The organism is Flavobacterium sp. LC2016-13, from assembly GCF_009707955.1.
GTDB lineage: Bacteria > Bacteroidota > Bacteroidia > Flavobacteriales > Flavobacteriaceae > Flavobacterium.
Window position 1 is genome coordinate 326943 of record NZ_WMDQ01000002.1, and the last position, 18680, is coordinate 345622.

The window sequence follows — 18680 nt, forward strand, 5'->3', positions numbered from 1 at the left end:
AGATATCCGATGAAAAGTATAATTGCAGATAATCCGATCAAAATTTTGATTGTAGATGACAAGAAAGAAAATCTGCTTTCATTACAGGTTATCCTGGCCGATAGAGGATATAAATTTGTCGAGGCATCTTCCGGAAAAGATGCCTTGCGAATTCTCTTGAAAAATCAGGATTTTGCAATCATTTTAATGGATGTACAAATGCCATTGATGGATGGTTTTGAAACAGCCGAATTAATTCGTCAGAGTGAAAAACTCAAACATGTTCCGATCATTTTTCTGACCGCAAACATGAATACGACCGAATATATTTTTAAAGGATATCAATCCGGTGCAGTAGATTATATGATTAAACCGTTATCTCCTGAAATTTTGCAGGCGAAGGTTATGGTTTTTACCGAATTATTTAAGAAAAATCAGGAATTGCGTGTTAAGGAAGAAGAAGCCAGGGCATTAAATGAAATGATTTTAAAAGCCAATACCAAACTTGAAGCACAATACGCCGCAATAGAAAAACATGCCGAAGAACTGAAAAAGAAAAACATGGAACTTGATGCGTTTACGTACATTTCAAGTCATGATCTTCAGGAACCTTTAAGAAAAATTCAGACTTTTACGAATCTGATACTTTCTAATGAAGCGGCGAATTTATCTGAAGATGGAAAATCGAAGTTTGGCAGAATTCTTTATTCGACCAACAGAATGAGGGAACTTATCAATAGTTTACTTGCTTTTTCGCGCACGACCATTGTAGATCGCAGTTTCGAGAATATAGATCTTAATGCTATTATAGCCGATGTACAAGAAGCATTGCATGAAAATATAACAGAAAAAAAGGCAACAATTATTACCCATTTGCACGGTTCTGCTAATATTATCCCTTTTCAGTTTATTCAGTTGATGGAGAATTTAATTCATAACGCGATAAAATTTGCGAGAGAAGATGTGCCTTTGCAAATCGAAATCACAAGCCGTATTGGACTTGGATCTGAACTGGAAAATGAAAAATTGTCTCCAAATACAAAATATTGCCACATTTGTTTTGGCGATAACGGAATAGGATTTGATGCGCAGCACAATGAAAAAATCTTTGGCGTTTTCCAAAAATTGCACAGCAAAGATGTCTATGAAGGAACCGGAATTGGGCTTGCCATTGTAAAGAAAATTGTAGAAAACCATAACGGTCTTATTTCTGCAACCGGTGAACCTAATAATGGTGCAAAATTTAATATTTATATACCACACACAGCAGCTTAAATAATAATTGAGATATAGTTGTATTTTAAAATTAGATAAATGAGTAAGATTAATAATGGTTTTAAAATGATGTAAGACTTTTGACTTTACGACTTTTAAACTTTCGACTTACTTAGATTTTAGGATGAAACTTAGCAATGTTAAAGTTTTTCGATTTTATTATTTTACCGTTATCCGTAATCATAACGCAGCTGTATTCAGGATATTTATTAATTAATTCGAGTCCCGCTTTTTTTCCTAAAACCATTATAGAAGTACTAAAACCGTTTGCCATTTCAGCATTCGGACCAAAAACACTCACACTGCAAAGTCCTGTAGAAGGATATCCCGTTGCAGGATTTATAATGTGAGAATAACGTTTTCCGTCTAAAACAACAAATTTCTCATAACTTCCAGATGTTGTTACTGCACCGTTTTTTAGCGGCACAATTGCAAAAAGTTTATTGGTATCAAAAGGATTTGTCATTCCGATATTCCAGTCTTTACCATTAGGCTGCGTTCCCCAAGTCGTCATATCTCCCGAAGCATTTACAATTCCCGCTTTTATCCCTTTAGAAAGCATTAAATCCCGGCATTTGTTTGTTGCATAACCTTCGCCCAAAGCTCCAAAACCAATTTTCATTCCTTTTAATTTTAAAAAGATTGTAGATTGAACACTATCCAATATAATATTTTGATACCCCACTTTTGCAACCGATGCTTTAATTGCTTCCGGCGTTGGCATAACCGTCATCGAACCATCAAATTTCCAGATTCTATCCATCGCAGCAAAGCTTACATCAAAACTGCCGTTGGTAATTTTAGAAAAATGAAGCGCCCTTTGCGTTAACTCAAAAACTTCGCGATCTACTTTTACAGGCGCAATTCCCGCATTCCTGTTCACTTCTGAAACCTGAGAAGTTGATTTCCAATCCGAAATCAGGTTTTCAATTCTCGTAATTTCGGCAATAACTTCATTAATCGAATTTTCTGCCGTTAAAGAATCGTTTGCAACAATAGAAATATCGAAACGGCCTCCCATCAACATTGTAGTTCTTTTACGCAAAACCTGTGCATTCGAGATAAAACAACATCCCAATAAAAAAAGGGTTGTGAAGGATTTCAAATATGAAATATATTTACTTTTCATAATTATTTATAATAGATAAAGCACAAATATAGAACACGGATTATACGGATTCGCTAAAGCGAAGACACGGATAATACGGATTTTTTAGTTATGCCAAACGAGTAAAAAATCCGTTTTATCCGCGTTTTTACGAAGTAAATCTGTGTCATCAGCGTTCATTTTAAACTAGGTTAATGCAAAATTGACATTCTCAAAAAATGCATTTTAATTTTTTCACGCAGATTTAAAAGATTTAAGCTGATACAAGCAGATTTATTTGCAAGCATTTTTAATTAAATCTGCTATAATTTGCTCTAATCTGCAGAATCTGCGTGAAATAAAATCGTTTAAATCCTTTAATCTGTGGCTAATATTTAAAATTTTATGCGCTGGTTAATAACAATCCGTAAGCAATTGTTTGTTTTTCTTGTAATGAGCAAGATTACTATTGTTTTTATCAGAACAAATAATCTCAAGAGCCTTTTCTACATCCTGTTGCATCGCCAGCGAACCACAAATCATAATTTTTCCACCTTGTTGCAGCAAATTAGCAAAGAAATCGGCATCTTTTTGAATCAAATCCATTACATAACATTCATTTTGTTCTCTTGAAAAAGCAATATGAAAACTTTTAAGGTTTTGTTTATTAATTTGTTCTTCAGCAAATTGTTTGTATTTGCCAATCATTTCCGTTTCATTTCTAAAACCGCAATACAAATGGCATTCCGTTTTGTTTTTGTTTCCTTCAATCATTCCCAGGAAAGGAGCAATTCCAGTTCCGTTAGCAATCATGGCAACTAAAGGAGCTTTTTTAGGAAAATGAAATCCATTATTTTCAATCGTTCTTGCTTTAATAATCGCACCGGTTTCAAGTTTGTTTAAATAACCCGAACCCAAACCATGTTCATGCAATTTTACAACCAATTGTATGTTGCCGTTGCTTTTGCTTATCGAATAAAAACGATCTCTGCCGTCGCCTGCAGGATAAATAGCCAGCAAATCGCCAGAAGTAAATGTAGTTCGCATTCGTGGTTTCAAAGTCAGCATAAAAGTATGATCCGTTTCAGATAATTTCGTTTTTTCCAGAACCTTCATTTTTTGCAAACCTGTTGGTTTTTGTGCATAATATGCTGGCGTACTATTCAGGTGAATTCCTGTTTTAGTACTCCAGTTTTTCACCCATTCTGTAAATTGCAAAGGTGATTTATCGTCGATCGTATGCAAATCCAAAAGCATTTTGGTCCAGGTTTGACTTTCTAAAATGGCATTAACTTGTTTCGCAAATCCACAAAAATCCGGATACGATTTCGAACCAAAACCAACTACAGATACATTCACCGCTTTTTCCTGTTGATATTGATTTAAAAGCGATAAAAATTTCCCTCCGTTTGAAGGCGCATCGCCCAAACCGTGTGTAGAAGAAAAAATGATAATATGTTCTGCTTCCGGAAATTGCTTATAATGATTTAATCCTCCCAAATAAGAAGAAAATCCGTTTTTGAGTAATTGTGTATGAATCGCATTTGCAAAACGAAAGGTGCTTCCGTTTTCAGATCCGGCCAATAAAATAAAACGACTTTCCTTCGCTTTATATTTGTTTTTGATTCGCGTTTCTTTTCGCTTGAAAGTCATCGTAAATCCTGAATAAATAAAGAACAGGATATTCGCTGATGCAATTGCTAAAAAAATCGCCCAAAACATATTCGCACGACCTGTATGAAGATCAAGACTTAGATTTTCGAATATTACTGTTGAAGCGTAAGGAGCATCGCTTAAAATTTGTCCTGTAAGCTGATTTACCTGCAATTCGCGGTCTGTAAGTTTAAGAATAAAAACCTCTTCAGGATCTTCAGGATCAAAAGGAAATTCTATTTTTTGAACATCAGCAAGTTTTGTGTTTTTGAAAATTTCAAAATTGGCGATATCTTGTTTTTTTGCTTTTGCATCAAATTTAATTTCCTTTGCCTGAACCGGTTTTTCGGTAAAAACCTTAAAGCGTAACAACGAAAGATAAGTTCCTGAAAGTGCAATAATAAAAATAGGAATAAGCATAAGCCTTCCTAAAACAACATGATAATATTGTGTAAAACTGTCTTTAACGATTTTAGAGAAAAATCGGCGAAAGCCTTTCTGTCTTTGTAAAACCAATGCAATACCGGAAATGGCGATTAAAAAAAGTAAAAACGAATTGACTCCAATAATAAAACGCCCGGTTTCATGCAAAAATAACGAACGATGAAGTGAAGTTATCCATTGTATAAACTCGCTTTTCTTTTCGGGTTTACCTAATATTTTTCCTGTTTGAGGATTTATGTAGGCATCAATATCGTTGCTGTCTTCATCCAGCCCTTTAAGCGTGGTAAATTTATTATGATTGATATTGATTTCGCTGATTTCTAAGTACTTCTTCTGCAAAGCGGGAATTACCTGAGCAACAGTTAAATCATTAAAATTAGTAACGCTATAAGGCTGTGTTTTCTCCTGTGCAGCATCTACGGCAAGTACAATTCCTGTAACGGATGCCATGACAAGAAACAGAGAAGAAAATACAGCCAAAGTTAAATGCGCGTATCTCCAAACGGATAATGTCATGCGTGTTAGATCTTGTTGATTTTTACATATCTAATGTATCCTTTTCCTTCTGCTTTTTCTGCAATTCCTTCTGTAGTCAACAGTATTTCGGCATCAGTTACGTGGTATTTTTGATCTTCTACAGCCGTTTCAAAACGTAATTTGTAACCTTTATTAATTTTAGAAGCGTCAATTTCAAATGTTGTTACGCTACGATCGCCTCCGGTTACAGAAGCTCCTGTTTTTGCACTGATATCCGGCTTTTTAGCATAGAATTTATACCATTCCTTAATGCTTTTGTACCATTTTTTATCATCGCCCATTACAGACAATGTTTCTTCGTATTCTCCTTTAGGGTTAATAAGTGATACTACTATATAAGCGCCTTCGCCAACGTAATTGGACATTTGCAAAAGGCATTTGTATTTTTCAGTTTGTGCAGATGCCTGAAACGAGAAAAGGCATGCAAATGCTGTCATAAGACAGATTTTAGATAATGATTTCATGTATAATTGTTTACTTTAAAAACTCAACCGATGTATTATTCTTTTTCAGAACTTCATTTTCTTTTGCCAAATCATAGGCAGTTTCATCAAACTCTGTTTTGATGTCTTTTTTAGCGCCCAATTCTATTAAATATTTTAAAACTGCATCATTTTTGGCAACCATTGCCGCTTTATGCAATGCCGTTAAACTTTCTTTATTCTTGGCGTTGATATCAACATTAAGTCCTTCCAGTTTTTTAAGAAGACCTATATTATTCTTAATTACAGCGGTATGCAAAACCGTGTTGCCATCTTTTTGCGGCGTAGCAAAATTTATTCCTTTACTTTTTAAAAGATTCAATTTATCGGTAAAATCATCTTTTTGTGGTGCTTCTCCAGCAGTTCTAAAAGAATCTACAAGATAAAAAGCAAGATTATTTCCGTTTTTATCTTTGATGTTTATATCAGCTCCTTTACTTAAAAGTAATGTTATAACTTCAACCGAACTTCCTTTTACGGCTTGCGTTAGCGCAGATTCTCCTTTTGCATTTACAGCATTGATATTTTTAACTTTTGGTAATAACGTTTGCAGTAAATCAAGATCTTTTCCTTCTGCTGCTAATATAAAAGCAGTATTTCCGTCTTTATCAGCTTTATTAACATCTACACCTTTATCGATAAAATACTTTACGATTTCGGTTTGTTTTTCCTTGCGTGCCAAAACATGAAGTACAGTTTGTCCGCTAGGAGAAGTTACCGTAGGTTTTAATTTTAAATCATCAACTAAATATTTATAGACTTCAATTGGTGCAGTATTGCGACGCATTCCCTGAGCAGCAATTAAAATAGCATTGTCTGTATATTTTACTCCTTTTGCAGCAAGCGATTTTAATAAATCGATATTTCCTGATCTTGCTGCATAGTTAAAAGCCGTATTGCCATTATTATCAACGTCATTTAGCGATAAACCTTTTGATACAAGATAATTGGTAACTGTAAGGTCTTTATCATTAGGAATTGCAAGTAAAAGTAGGTTTGTTCCGTCTGCATATTTTTTCTTCGGATCGATTCCTGCTTTAAAAAAAGCATCATAAGTTGCAGGATTCGTAGTTCCGGATCCGGCAGCAAATACAATTGGAGTAGTGCCGTGGCTGTCTTCAAAATTAATATCAGAACCTTTTGCTATAAGAAATTCTACCAATTCGGTATTTCCTTTATAAGCAGCCCAATGCAAATAGGTACGGGCGTCATGTGTGGTTTTTTTAACGCCATTGCCTGGAAGATCGACCAAATACTTAACGACTTCATTAGAAGCACTGTTATTGATCGCTAAAGAGGTTGGATCAAAGGCAAAAATATTGGCTTCTGCAGGATTATTTCCTTTTTCAATTTCAGATTTTACGGTGGTTAAATCTGGAGATGTTTTCCAAAAACTGGCATCTAAAAGTTTGTTTTGTTGAGCATTAACAAACAGAGAAGCCGAAAGCAATGCTGTAAAAAGTATTTTTTTCATAATTTCGATATATACGAATGTGGTATTGATTTAACGAAACGTTCTGCTACGAGATTTCGAGGCCGAAAGTTATTGCTTATTTAGAATATTTCCAAATAATAAACACCAGTTATGATTATTTTTTACTTTTTTAAGCTCAGGAAGATTTAAGGCGTTGGTAATCAGGTTTACAAATTGCCGTATAACAATTGTATCGTATGAAAATCTAAACCTCCATCAAAATATTTATTGATTATTTCCTGAAAAACGGGTTCTGTATTTTGAATGCTTGCAAAGAGTGTCATGCTCGATTTTAATTTTTCGGCATCACTTAAACCAAGAATTTCCAAAGCGCTTCTTTCATTAGTATTGATAAGCTCTTTTGTAATTTCAATAAGATGTTTCCCTAAAATAGGGTGTTCCAGATATGCTATTGCTTCGTCAGCATTTTGAATTTCATAAAACTTTGAAGTATCACTCGAACCCAATCCTTTTATTTGTGGAAAAATGAACCACATCCAGGGCGATTCTTTTTTTCCTTTTTTAATTTCAGAAAGAGCAACTAAGTATAATTTATTTTGGGCATCTAAAAATCTAACCAAATTATTTGTATTGTAAGCCATTCTATTTTGGATATTTATCGGGGTAATTCGGTCGTAAAACTAATCAAAAATTATTGTGATTTACATTATCAAACCTTTATATATAGATTTTTTTTTGCTTATTTTAAGGGTGTAAAAAAAATCCTATTTGTTTGCGTAATAGTTGTTAACTCTCAGATTCTTACAAAAACAGTTCTAGATTTTTGAATAAATCAGGGTTTAATATTAATTTGAGATTGACTATATTTATACCATACAAATGTTTTGATTATTACAGGAAAATCTAATGTAGAAATTAGATCTTTTTAAGCCTTATTTCTATGAAAAAGATAAAACCAACAGAAGATTTAGGCATTAATAAAGAGCTTGGCATAATTACAAATAAAGCACTTATACATTAGGAACTCAGCTTGCCAATTGGGAAACTGATTTATGGGAAGAAAACAGGAATTTTAAAAATATAATTACGATTTAATTTCATTAAAACCCATTTCAATTGAATGGGTTTTTGGTTTATAAAGCAATAAAATTAGACGATTTTCTAAATGCAGATGGAGTAGTGCCGTGATGTTTTTTAAAGATCTTATTAAGATGGCTTTCATCATTAAAACCCAATTCGTTTGCGATTTCACCAACACGTAAATCACTGTATAATAGTCTGTTTTCGACAAGTTTTATTCGATATTTCGAAATATAATCCTGTAAAGTTTCATTAGCCTGTTTTTTAAAATAGCGACCAAGATACGTTTCAGAGATTCCAAACCTTTCGCTCATAATCGTAACACTCAATTTTTCAGGCTCATAAATATGTGTCTGAATATATTCTAAAATCGTATGAGCCTTTCCATCAGATTGTTTGTTGATATTTTCAGGAAGATATTCAGAAATATTTCTCGCGATAATGACAATCAAAGTATTAATTAATAATTGAATTAACTCTGTATTATAAAGCGTAGGATTTTGATATTCATGCCGAATGGCTTCAATAACAGGATGCACCAGATTTTTATCCGTAATTCTCTTTAAAATACAACCCGGTTGATGATGCGCGTGTTGTAAGATATATTCTAATTTGTAAAGACTATTAGAAGTTAGTGGACCGTTTTTGATATAAATATCCGTAAAGCGTAATAAAAAAATGTTGGTTGGAGTTTTTATTTCTAACGAATGAGAATCTTCGGGCGTTATCAAAAAAAGATGTCCAGATTCATACAACAATCGATTTTCATTGATAGTTTGTACGCCGGTTCCGGAAACAATATAGATTAACTCAAAGAAATTATTTCCCACTGAAGTATGAAGAGATTCCTCGACTTCCTTAAAAATAATTTCATAAGGAAGATATAAATTATTCTTTGCCATAACAGAATATTACTAAATTAACGAATGATTTTACAATTTAAAAACAATTAAATCAGTATAATTTTGCTCAAAGTTAAATTAAATATTTTAATAATGGATAAAATTGTAGACAAAACAGTACAACAAGAATCTCAAATACAAAAGATTACGTTACCAATTGCACCCGCATCTTTTTTTGCAATGACTTTAGGATTGGCAGAAACAGGAAATGCCTGGAGAAATGCAACTTCTTTATGGAATATGCCTTGGTATATTGGTGAAATTCTCGAAGCTTTAGCCGTAATTTCGTTTGTTTGGTGGATGACACTTTACATCAACAAATGGATTCAGCATAGAAAAGTTGCCGTAAATGAATTTAATGATCCGGTACAATCGTCTTTTCTAGCCTTGATTCCTGAATCTGTAATTTTAATGGCATTGGCGTTGCATATTTACAATGAATCAATTGCAGTTTCTTTGTTTTGGATTGGCTCTGTATTAAATTTAACGTACGGCGCTTTCCGACTTTCGACATTGTGGACAAAGGAACGTCAGGCAGAACAGACAACACCGTCATTATTTTTAACCTTTACCGCAAGTATTTTAGTTAATGCCCTTGTAGCCGGAATATTAGGGTATAATCATTACGGTTTTTTATTGCTCGGAATTGGAACTATTTCATGGCTGATAATGGATTCTGTAATTTCACAACAACTATTCGTTGGAGGACTTGGTGCAAAAACCAGAAATTTCATGGGAATTTATATGGCGCCGCCGGTAATTTTATTTGTGGTCTATCAGGTTTTGGCAGGCGAAACTTTAAGTATTCCAATTGTTTATGGTTTAATGGGTTATGCTTTATTCATTTTTGTAGCCATAACTTTATCTATAAAATGGCTAAAAGAACAGGCTTTTGCTCCCGGATATTGGGCGTATACTTTTGGAATTGCAACTTTATCTCAGGGCTTATCAATATTTGCCTTAAAAACATCAGATACAGCCGTTACTATCGTTGCTTTGATTGTTTTTTGCTTAACGAATCTTTTGGTTTTAGGAGTTATAATTGGATCTGTAAAATTGATTCTAAAAGGAAATTATTTCCCGAAATAAAATCTTTTTTGAGTATCCTAACAGGTTTTCAAAACCTGTTAGGTATCTATTTTAGAAGTAGAACAATTGTTAGTAGAAATATTTAATAAATACCTAACTGGTTTCTAAAACCTGTTAGGATATTTCACATCTTCAAAACCAAACCAATCATTAATTTTGATTGATGTGCTTCAAAATCATAAGCAGGCATTGTCCAGATAGTAGATGAAAGTTTCGGAATTGAAAATCGAAAATTAGGACCAACTCCATGAAATCTCGAAGCGGTAAAACCAAAGGTAAATACATCAGAATATTGATGAAATAAATTCGCTTTATATAGATAGTTATCTTTTCCGTCACCCAATTCCCATAGCATTGCAAATGTTGTTTTTTCTTTTCCTGTTCGCATGCTAATACTATATCTAGGACTTTTTGTTCCGTGTTCAATCCCGGCACTTGCGCCAAAATTAAATAATTTTGATGGAGAATAAGAAACACCAATAAGTGCTTCGCTCCACTTTTGTTCAACAAGCCCAAAGAAAGTCAGCGCCAGTTTATTAGTAATTTTTTTAGATGTAAAATAATTAATATTAAGTTCTATAGAACCACCATTGGTATATCTTCCATAAGTTTCTAATTGAGCCTGGGCAAAAAAAGGAAACAATAGAAATAAAATAAGTACAATTTTTTTCATGTAAGGATTATGCTGAATAATTGCTTTAAAAGAATTATTCTTCACTTCTTGCGAAAAGGTTATCAAGGCTCAAATAATAAACAGGAATTGTTGCCAATAATAAACTAGCGGCACAAACAGGAAATACTGCGAAATTGATTGGCGCTTTTATTCCTAAAAAAGTAGTCATAGACAAAGCAAAAATAAGTGTCAGGATACAACTGGCAATGGCGGCTTGTCTTGTTTTAATACCAACAATAAGCATAATTCCAATAATGGCTTCAGCAATAGTAGCAATGCTTCCCATAATATTTACTGCTGGACGATCCAGAAAAGGCATTAAGGTTGCGGTGTAATTGATGAAGTTTTCCCAATTGCCCCATTCGATATTATTTGTTCCCATTGGTCCAAGTAAACCAAGTCGATCAGAAACAGTTGTAAGAAAGCCAATTCCTAATGCAATACGTAAAAGAAGCTGCGGAGTTTTAAATGAATTTTTCATGTCTTTATTTTTAAGTGTTATTATTTATACCGCAAAATTAGTTTCTTATTGGACTGTAATTACATACCAGTTTTAATATAAATAATAGCCCAGAAAACTAGTTTAAGAGCGAATAATTTGATTAATCCAAAATAAAAGTTAAAAAACTTGCTTAATAAGACCGATCGGTCTTATCTTTGTGTCGTAAAATTTATAGATCATGAGTAAAGCAGAAAGAACCAGACAATTTATTATTGAAGCATCAGCGCCAATAATCAACAAAAAGGGAATGGCGGGAACTTCATTGACAGATATTATGCAGGCTACAAAGTTAGCGAAAGGAGGTATCTACGGAAATTTTGAAAGCAAAGAAGAAATTTGCATGGAATCGTTTTTCTATTTAAGATCTCAATTAAGAATCCAACTCGATGCAGCAGTTTTTCAAGGTAAAACAGCTAAAGAAAAGTTATTCAATTTATTAGAGGTTTATAGAAATGATAAAAACCTGGAAGATGGTTGTCCTATATTAAATTTTGGAGTAGAAGCTGATGATACAAATCCTGTCATGAAACAACAGGTAAAAAGTGCTATTGGATCTGCTCAAAAGCGATTGTTCAATATAATTGAATTCGGAATTGTTAACAATGAATTATCCACAGAAATAAACCCGGAACATTTTAGCATTAAAGCTTTTGCGATGATCGAAGGCGCTATTTTATGTAGAAAAGTGTTAGAAAATAATTACCAAATGGAAATTATCATGGACGGTATCAAAAATGAATTTGAAGCCTATTTATTATAAACTATTTTTTTTACCCAATTTTAGACCAATCGGTCTTATTTATTAATTATCAATTTTCAAAATGAGAAATTTAAAAGAAAATCACAAAGGTTTTAGTACTTTACTGGCCTTGTCACTTATCCCGTTATCCGGATTTGCTACGGATATTTATTTGCCATCGCTTCCGGCAATGGCAAAAGATTTGCACGTTTCAGCAGGAGCAATTCAGCTTTCGCTGGTATTTTTTATGTTTAGTTTAGGCGTGAGCCAGATATTTATAGGAAGTATATTAGATAGTTTCGGTCGTTTTAAAATCAACATTGCATCGCTTGCCGTGTTTTCAATTACAAGTTTTGTTATTGCTTTGGTGCCGGATATTTACGTTATATATGCCATGCGAATCATTCAGGGAATCGCCATTGCTTTTATTGTAATTGCCAAACGAGCTTATTTTGTAGATTTATATTCCGGTGAAAAATTAAAAAGTTATATCAGCTTATTTTCTATTATTTGGGCGTGTGCACCAATTATGGCGCCGTTTTTAGGCGGATATTTAGAACATAGTTTTGGATGGAAATCTAACTTTTATTTCCTTGGCGGATTATCATTTCTTTTCCTGATTTTGGAATTATTATACAGTGGTGAATCTTTAAAATATTTTCATCCTTTTAAATTAAAAAACATTGCAGAAACTTATTCAGGAATGCTAAAATCTAACGATTTTACCTTAGGAATATTAATTTTGGGCATCTGTTTTGGGCTTGTTGTTGTTTATAGTTTATCTAGTCCGTTTATTGTAGAACGCGTAATGGGTTATTCAGCCATTACAACAGGTTACAGTTCTTTATTATCTGGTTTAGCTGTTATGGCAGGAGGTATAATTTCTAAATCACTTATTCATAAACCTTTGGCTAAAAAAGTAACCATAGCAGTTTGTGTACAAGTTGCTCTGGTATTGCTTATGATTTCTACAGCGACCATAACAAGTAACATTTATACCTTAATAGGTTTTACAATGGGAATCAATGTTTGTGGAGGCTTTATTTTCAATAATATTTATGGATATTGTTTAAGCCGTTTTTCTAAAAATGCCGGAGTTGCAAGCGGACTTACTGGCGGCGGAACATATATGGTAAGCTCAATTTTTAGCTACGGATTTGTAAATTTATATGCTGTAAAAAGCCAGTTATTATTAGGATTTGCAAACATTTCCTTAATCTTTATTATCGTTGTTGTTTTCATGATTTTTAACAGATATAGAATATTGAATCTGAAACCTGAACCAATTACTATCAAATAATTCAAATAAAAAAAGCCTCAAATTCAAATTGAGGCTTTTTTATTTTATGTCATCGGGATCGCATAAATGGCTAAAATTATTTACAAAAATTTAGCTTTCAATTCTGGTGTCGGAATCATGCAGCTATCCTTTTTGCCATACCATTTATAACGATTTTTAGCAATATAATCGTAAATATAATTTCGAAGTTTTTCAGGAAAAATTTTAAAGACAGAAATCAAACTATAAAATCCACCTAATTCTTCGGCAATTTCAATAACTGCAGAGGATTTATAATAATAAGCAACGCCAGGATTGTATAAAATAATGCTGTCAATTTTAGTTTGATCGACACCAATATAATTACAAATCTCAATTCCTGTTTCAGATTGCAAAGCCACAAATCTAAAATTGTCTTTTTTGTCATGTTTGATAACAAACTGAACCGCACCGTTGCAAAGGTTGCAAACACCATCGAAGAGAATTATTTTTTTATTTTTTGGAAGATCCTGCATTGGGGTAAAGTTTCAAATTTAGGGTTTCAAGTTATTTTAAAGTTGATTAAGTGTGTCATTTCGAGGAACGAGAAATCACATAACGGAATTCCGGTTCGTTGCTCTCTGGATGTGATTTCTCCTTCGTCGAAATGACACAAAATTGTAGATATAAATTGTAGATATATAATTGAAAATTAAAACTAAAAACCTATTTTTTTCCAGCTTCAACAAACTCCAATTCATCTAAACTTACTTTAGAAGTAAAAATTCCGTAATTTACAGTTGCTTTGTTTTTCTCAATAGAATCAATGCTTCCAACAGATCTTCCGTCAAGCATTCTAACTCTGTCACCAACTTTTAAAACTGGCTTTGGTTTTTCTACAACAGGTTTAAGTTTCTTTTCTTTTTTCTCTTTTCTGATTTCTTCAACCTGAACAGTTACTTCTGCAATAACTTCTTTTTTCTTTTCGATTATAGCTTTTGTTTCTTTTGGAGTTGCCTTTTTACGTTTTGAATTCTCAATTTCAATGATTTTCAAAAACTCACCAATAAGCTCTTTTTTATTTTTATTATTGAAATATTTCTCTGAAATATCTTCAATTTTCTGACCAATGTAAATCGTCTTTTGGTTACTATCATACAATTCCTGATAGCTTTCCAGTTTCTGTTTGATTTTTACATTGATGTTTTCCATTTTTTTACTTTCTTCGCGCGCTCTTGTTTCTTCTTCTTTTAAGTTAATAGAAGTTTTCTCCAGTTTAGAACGTTCTTTTTGAAGCGTTGCAATCGTTTTATCGAAACGAACTTTACCAACTTCAATTTTCTTTTTAGCACGATTAATTAACCCAAACGGAATTCCGTTTTTCAAGGCAACTTCAAATGTAAACGAGCTTCCGGCCTGACCTAAAGCCAATTTATACATCGGTTCTAATGATTTTTCATCAAACATCATATTCGCATTTGTTGCAAAAGGCAATTCGTTCGCCAGAATTTTCAAATTTGAATAATGCGTTGTGATAATTCCAAAAGCTTCACGATGGTAAAATTCTTCAAGGAAAATTTCAGCCAAAGCACCACCTAATTCAGGATCAGAACCAGTTCCGAATTCATCAATTAAAAACATGGTTTTCTTGTTGCATTTCTTCAAGAAATAATTCATGTTTTTTAATCGATAACTATAAGTACTTAAGTGATTTTCAATAGATTGATTATCACCAATATCAGTTAAGATTCTGTCAAACAAGAAAGTTTCACTGCGTTCGTGAACCGGAATCAACATACCGGATTGCAGCATCAATTGTAGTAAACCAACTGTTTTAAGCGAAATTGTTTTTCCTCCGGCGTTTGGTCCGGAAATAACAATAATTCGGTTATCTTGTTTTAATTCAATAGTTTGCGGGTGCGTAACTTCGTTCTTTTGTTTATTATTCAAATACAAAATAGGATGATAGGCTTCTCTAAAAAATAATCTTCTTTCTTCGGTAATTGTTGGCAAAATTCCGTTGATTCTATTCGCATATTTTGCTTTTCCCGAAACAACATCAATATCACTCAAAAACTCCTGATAATCAATTAATATTGGTAAATACGGACGAATAGCATTTGATAATTGTTTTAGAATTCGGGTAATTTCTTCTTTTTCCTCGTATTCTAAATTAGCTAATTCTCTTGAATATTGTAAAGTTGCTTCCGGTTCAATATAAGCGATGCTTCCTGTTTTCGAACTTCCTAAAATAGAACCTTTTACTTTACGACGATACATTGCCAAAACCGCTAAAACTCGTCGGTTTTGCACAAAACTTTCCTTGATGTCATCTAAATAACCAAGACTGTTATTGTGTGTAAGAGCAACTCCAAAACTTTGATTTACCTTACCACGAACAATATTCATATTCTGGCGAATACTCAAAAGGGCAGGCGAGGCGTTGTCTTTTATTTCACCGTATTTGTCTACAATTGCGTCAATTAGAGTAACAATGTCTTTAGTATATTCTACTCTTGAAGCTCTTGCATTTAAATTTGGATAATAATCATCGAATTTTTTAAGGAAATTCAATAAGAAATTTGCTGTTGATGAAAGTGTTGCAATTTTTCTAAAGCTTCCAACTTCAAGGAAACTGTCTTCAATTGCCAGGAACTTTATTTCATGCGTTATGGCGTCAAATCCGTGATTCGGAATGGCGTTGTTATTTTCAAAAGATGAAACATATTCTGATGTCTGCATTAAAGCCTGCATCAAAGTTTCTTTATCTCTAAATGGAGTTATTTGTAAAGCTTTTTCTTTTCCAATATCTGTATTACAGCCTGCTGAAATAGTTTCTAGAACGGTTGGAAATTGTAAATCTTGTAATGTTTTTTCGGTAATACTGATCATTTAATCTCTTTAAGAAAGTATACAAAAGTACAAAAATTGTATCATTGAATACTGTTAAGTTTGTGTCTAATTTTATTCGTTGTAAATATGATTTCAACTAAAAATTTCTGAAATTCGCATAAAAAAATTATGGACGTAAAAATGCATTCTTCTTGGAAGCCAGTTTTGAATGATGAATTTGAAAAATCCTATTTCAAAGAATTAATTGAATTTGTAAAATCTGAATATGCCACTAAGGTTTGTTACCCGAAAGGGAGTCAGATTTTCTCTGCTTTTGATCATTGCCATTTCGATCAGGTAAAGGTTGTTATTATAGGACAAGATCCTTATCACGGACCAAATCAGGCAAATGGTTTATGTTTTTCTGTAAATGACGGGATTCCGTTTCCTCCTTCACTTCAAAATATTTTCAAAGAAATCGAAACTGATTTAAGTAAACCTATTCCTAAAACCGGAAATTTAGAACGTTGGGCAGATCAGGGTGTTTTTCTTTTAAATGCAACTTTAACGGTTCGACAAAGTGAAGCAGGAAGCCATCAGGGAAAAGGCTGGGAAAAATTTACAGATGCTGTTATTAAACAAATTTCTGCTGAAAGTGAAAATGTTGTCTTTTTACTTTGGGGCGGTTTTGCTCAAAAGAAATCAGCTTTAATTGATGCTTCAAAACATCACATTTTAAAATCTGGACATCCTTCTCCTTTAAGTGCAAACAGAGGATTTTGGTTTGGAAATAAACATTTTAGCCAAACAAATGCTTTCCTGAAATCTAAAGGTATGAAAGAGATTGAATGGTAGCAATCAATTTTGTCATTTCGAGGAACGAGACTCGAGCGATAGCGAACAGACGAAGTAAATCACATAACGGAATTACGCTCGTTGCTCTCTGGATGTGATTTCTGCTTTCGTCGAAATGACACAAAGTTTCGATTGTAATTATAATTAATCGATTATTTTTCGGCCGGTTTTTTTACAATCTCGTCTAAAATAGCTTTGTTTTCGTAGTTTACTACTTTTAGGATAATTTCTTGATCTTTAGAAGTTTTTCCTTCAATAATGTATAATTTCCCTTTTTTGAACGGAACATTACTTTGGTCAAAATCTACATCGCCATACGTCAATGTTTTTCTGATATCAGAAGTATCTACCCATTTTTCATTCAAAGTCTGAATTGCTTTATCTGAATACTGAAAAGGTTTGGTACGTAAATTATTTAAAACGCGGGCATTAGGAAAATAGTTGCAACGCGTATCTTTTCCACTGAAAACAAGGGCTACAAAAAAGCATCCCATAATCAAACCAATCAAATAATAAGCAAAACGGTGTACGAACTTCATGAAATAATTTTTTTGCAAAGGTACATTAAAGTTCTTTTAAAATACAAGTAAATTAATATCGTTGTCCGGTAAATCAAACCATTCGCCAATTGCCTTATTTGTTAAGATTCCGTGGTATAAATAAATGCCATTTTTAAGACCTTTATTGCATCTTATAGAACTTTCTAAACCACCCTCTTCGGCTATCTGAAGCAGGTAAGGGGTAAGTATGTTACTTATTGATAATGAAGCAGTTTTAGAATATCTTGATGGAATATTTGGCACGCAATAATGCAAAACATTACTTTTTATAAAAGTTGGTTTTTCATGTGTTGTAACTTCTGAGGTTTCAAAACAGCCTCCGGTATCAATGCTTACATCTACAATTACAGCACCTTTTTTCATATGTTCGACCATAGTTTCGGTAACGATAATCGGGCAGCGTTCTTTACCACGCATCGCACCAATAGCAACATCGCAGCGTCTTAAAGCTTTTAATAATGCTTTTTGCTGTACTGTAGAAGTAAAAATTCGCTGATTTAAATTATTTTGTAAACGACGTAATTTTGTAATCGAATTATCAAAAACTTTCACGTTTGCTCCTAAACCAATTGCGGTTTTTGCAGCAAATTCGCCTACAGTTCCGGCTCCTAAAATAACAACTTCAGTAGGAGGAACTCCAGTAATATTTCCGAATAAAAGTCCTTTCCCGAATTCATCCGTAATCATTAATTCTGAAGCAATAAGAATCGACGCCGTTCCTGCAATTTCGCTTAGCGATTTTACAGCCGGATAAGATCCGTCTTCATCTTTAATATATTCAAAGGCAAGAGCTGTTATCTTTTTTTGCGCCAAAGCTTCAAAATAAGCTTTCTTTTTAGTTTTTAACTGAATGGCAGAAATGATAATAGTTTCAGGATTAATCATTTCAATTTCGGCCAATGTTGGCGGTTCGACTTTTAAAAGCATCGGACATCCAAAAACCTTTTTCGTGTCTTTTGTCACTTCCGCTCCGGCGTCACTATATTCTTTATCAGAATAACTTGAACTTTCTCCTGCTCCGGATTCAATCATAACGCGGTGACCTTCGTAAGTCAAAGAATTTACTGCGTCCGGCGTCAGGCAAATACGACGTTCCTGATAACTTGTTTCTTTAGGAATTCCTATGAAAAGCTCTCTTTTGAATCGGCCAACTTCAAGTTTTTCTTCTTGCGGCAACAATTGTTGTTTCGTAAATGGAGTTAAGGTTATTGACATGGATTGTGCGAAAAATTAAGGGTACAAATTACGTAAAAAGTTTTAAAATTAATGCAAAAATTCTGCTAATAGTATTTTAATAA

Annotated in this window: 17 protein-coding genes; 5 read left to right on the top strand and 12 right to left on the bottom strand. The window is 33.2% G+C overall.

What is annotated here, in order from left to right:
- The first annotated feature begins 9 nt into the window (after positions 1-9).
- Complete coding sequence (locus tag GKZ86_RS05220; protein ID WP_154782051.1) at positions 10-1254, top strand: response regulator; 1245 nt, start codon at positions 10-12, stop codon at positions 1252-1254.
- Between the two features lie 112 nt (positions 1255-1366).
- Here the strand turns inward: GKZ86_RS05220 and GKZ86_RS05225 are convergent, their stop codons facing one another.
- From GKZ86_RS05225 to GKZ86_RS05250, 6 genes are all read right to left on the bottom strand, one after another.
- Positions 1367-2383, bottom strand: coding sequence for an FAD:protein FMN transferase (locus GKZ86_RS05225; protein WP_154782052.1), 1017 nt, complete (start codon positions 2381-2383; stop codon positions 1367-1369).
- 372 nt (positions 2384-2755) lie between these two features.
- On the bottom strand, positions 2756-4954 hold the full coding sequence (locus GKZ86_RS05230; RefSeq protein ID WP_154782053.1) for a PepSY domain-containing protein: 2199 nt from the start codon (positions 4952-4954) through the stop codon (positions 2756-2758).
- A 5-nt stretch (positions 4955-4959) separates the two neighbouring features.
- A complete protein-coding gene (locus GKZ86_RS05235; protein ID WP_154782054.1) occupies positions 4960-5439 on the bottom strand; it encodes a DUF2271 domain-containing protein in 480 nt (159 codons plus the stop codon).
- Between the two features lie 10 nt (positions 5440-5449).
- Complete coding sequence (locus GKZ86_RS05240) at positions 5450-6931, bottom strand: ankyrin repeat domain-containing protein (protein ID WP_154782055.1); 1482 nt, start codon at positions 6929-6931, stop codon at positions 5450-5452.
- A gap of 167 nt (positions 6932-7098) precedes the next feature.
- On the bottom strand, positions 7099-7533 hold the full coding sequence (locus GKZ86_RS05245; protein WP_154782056.1) for a DUF1810 domain-containing protein: 435 nt from the start codon (positions 7531-7533) through the stop codon (positions 7099-7101).
- Between the two features lie 492 nt (positions 7534-8025).
- Positions 8026-8874 carry an AraC family transcriptional regulator gene (locus tag GKZ86_RS05250; RefSeq protein ID WP_154782057.1) on the bottom strand — a complete coding sequence of 283 codons (849 nt, stop codon included), beginning with the start codon at positions 8872-8874 and terminating at the stop codon, positions 8026-8028.
- Between the two features lie 93 nt (positions 8875-8967).
- Here GKZ86_RS05250 and GKZ86_RS05255 point away from each other — a divergent pair, with 93 nt between their 5' ends.
- Positions 8968-9963 (top strand): hypothetical protein, encoded by a 996-nt coding sequence (locus GKZ86_RS05255; protein WP_154782058.1) that lies wholly within the window; start codon positions 8968-8970, stop codon positions 9961-9963.
- A 124-nt stretch (positions 9964-10087) separates the two neighbouring features.
- Here the strand turns inward: GKZ86_RS05255 and GKZ86_RS05260 are convergent, their stop codons facing one another.
- Positions 10088-10636 (bottom strand): hypothetical protein, encoded by a 549-nt coding sequence (locus GKZ86_RS05260; RefSeq protein WP_154782059.1) that lies wholly within the window; start codon positions 10634-10636, stop codon positions 10088-10090.
- 34 nt (positions 10637-10670) lie between these two features.
- Positions 10671-11117: a DoxX family membrane protein gene (locus tag GKZ86_RS05265; RefSeq protein ID WP_154782060.1), complete on the bottom strand. Its 447-nt coding sequence runs from the start codon at positions 11115-11117 to the stop codon at positions 10671-10673.
- A gap of 199 nt (positions 11118-11316) precedes the next feature.
- On the opposite strand from GKZ86_RS05265, the gene GKZ86_RS05270 reads away from it, so the two are divergent.
- Entirely contained in the window at positions 11317-11898 is a 582-nt protein-coding gene (locus GKZ86_RS05270; RefSeq protein ID WP_154782061.1) for a TetR/AcrR family transcriptional regulator, read from the top strand.
- 61 nt (positions 11899-11959) lie between these two features.
- Positions 11960-13177, top strand: coding sequence for an MFS transporter (locus tag GKZ86_RS05275; RefSeq protein ID WP_154782062.1), 1218 nt, complete (start codon positions 11960-11962; stop codon positions 13175-13177).
- 80 nt (positions 13178-13257) lie between these two features.
- Here the strand turns inward: GKZ86_RS05275 and GKZ86_RS05280 are convergent, their stop codons facing one another.
- Together GKZ86_RS05280 and GKZ86_RS05285 are read right to left on the bottom strand one after the other, a co-directional pair.
- On the bottom strand, positions 13258-13671 hold the full coding sequence (locus tag GKZ86_RS05280; protein WP_154782063.1) for a thiol-disulfide oxidoreductase DCC family protein: 414 nt from the start codon (positions 13669-13671) through the stop codon (positions 13258-13260).
- A gap of 190 nt (positions 13672-13861) precedes the next feature.
- Positions 13862-16027: a DNA mismatch repair protein MutS gene (locus GKZ86_RS05285; protein WP_154782064.1), complete on the bottom strand. Its 2166-nt coding sequence runs from the start codon at positions 16025-16027 to the stop codon at positions 13862-13864.
- A gap of 129 nt (positions 16028-16156) precedes the next feature.
- On the opposite strand from GKZ86_RS05285, the gene GKZ86_RS05290 reads away from it, so the two are divergent.
- Complete coding sequence (locus GKZ86_RS05290) at positions 16157-16822, top strand: uracil-DNA glycosylase (protein ID WP_154782065.1); 666 nt, start codon at positions 16157-16159, stop codon at positions 16820-16822.
- A 152-nt stretch (positions 16823-16974) separates the two neighbouring features.
- Here GKZ86_RS05290 and GKZ86_RS05295 read toward each other — a convergent pair whose 3' ends face one another.
- Together GKZ86_RS05295 and GKZ86_RS05300 are read right to left on the bottom strand one after the other, a co-directional pair.
- On the bottom strand, positions 16975-17361 hold the full coding sequence (locus GKZ86_RS05295; RefSeq protein ID WP_154782066.1) for a DUF4258 domain-containing protein: 387 nt from the start codon (positions 17359-17361) through the stop codon (positions 16975-16977).
- Positions 17362-17397: 36 nt separating this feature from the next.
- Positions 17398-18597 carry an alanine dehydrogenase gene (locus GKZ86_RS05300; RefSeq protein WP_154782067.1) on the bottom strand — a complete coding sequence of 400 codons (1200 nt, stop codon included), beginning with the start codon at positions 18595-18597 and terminating at the stop codon, positions 17398-17400.
- Positions 18598-18680: the final 83 nt, after the last annotated feature.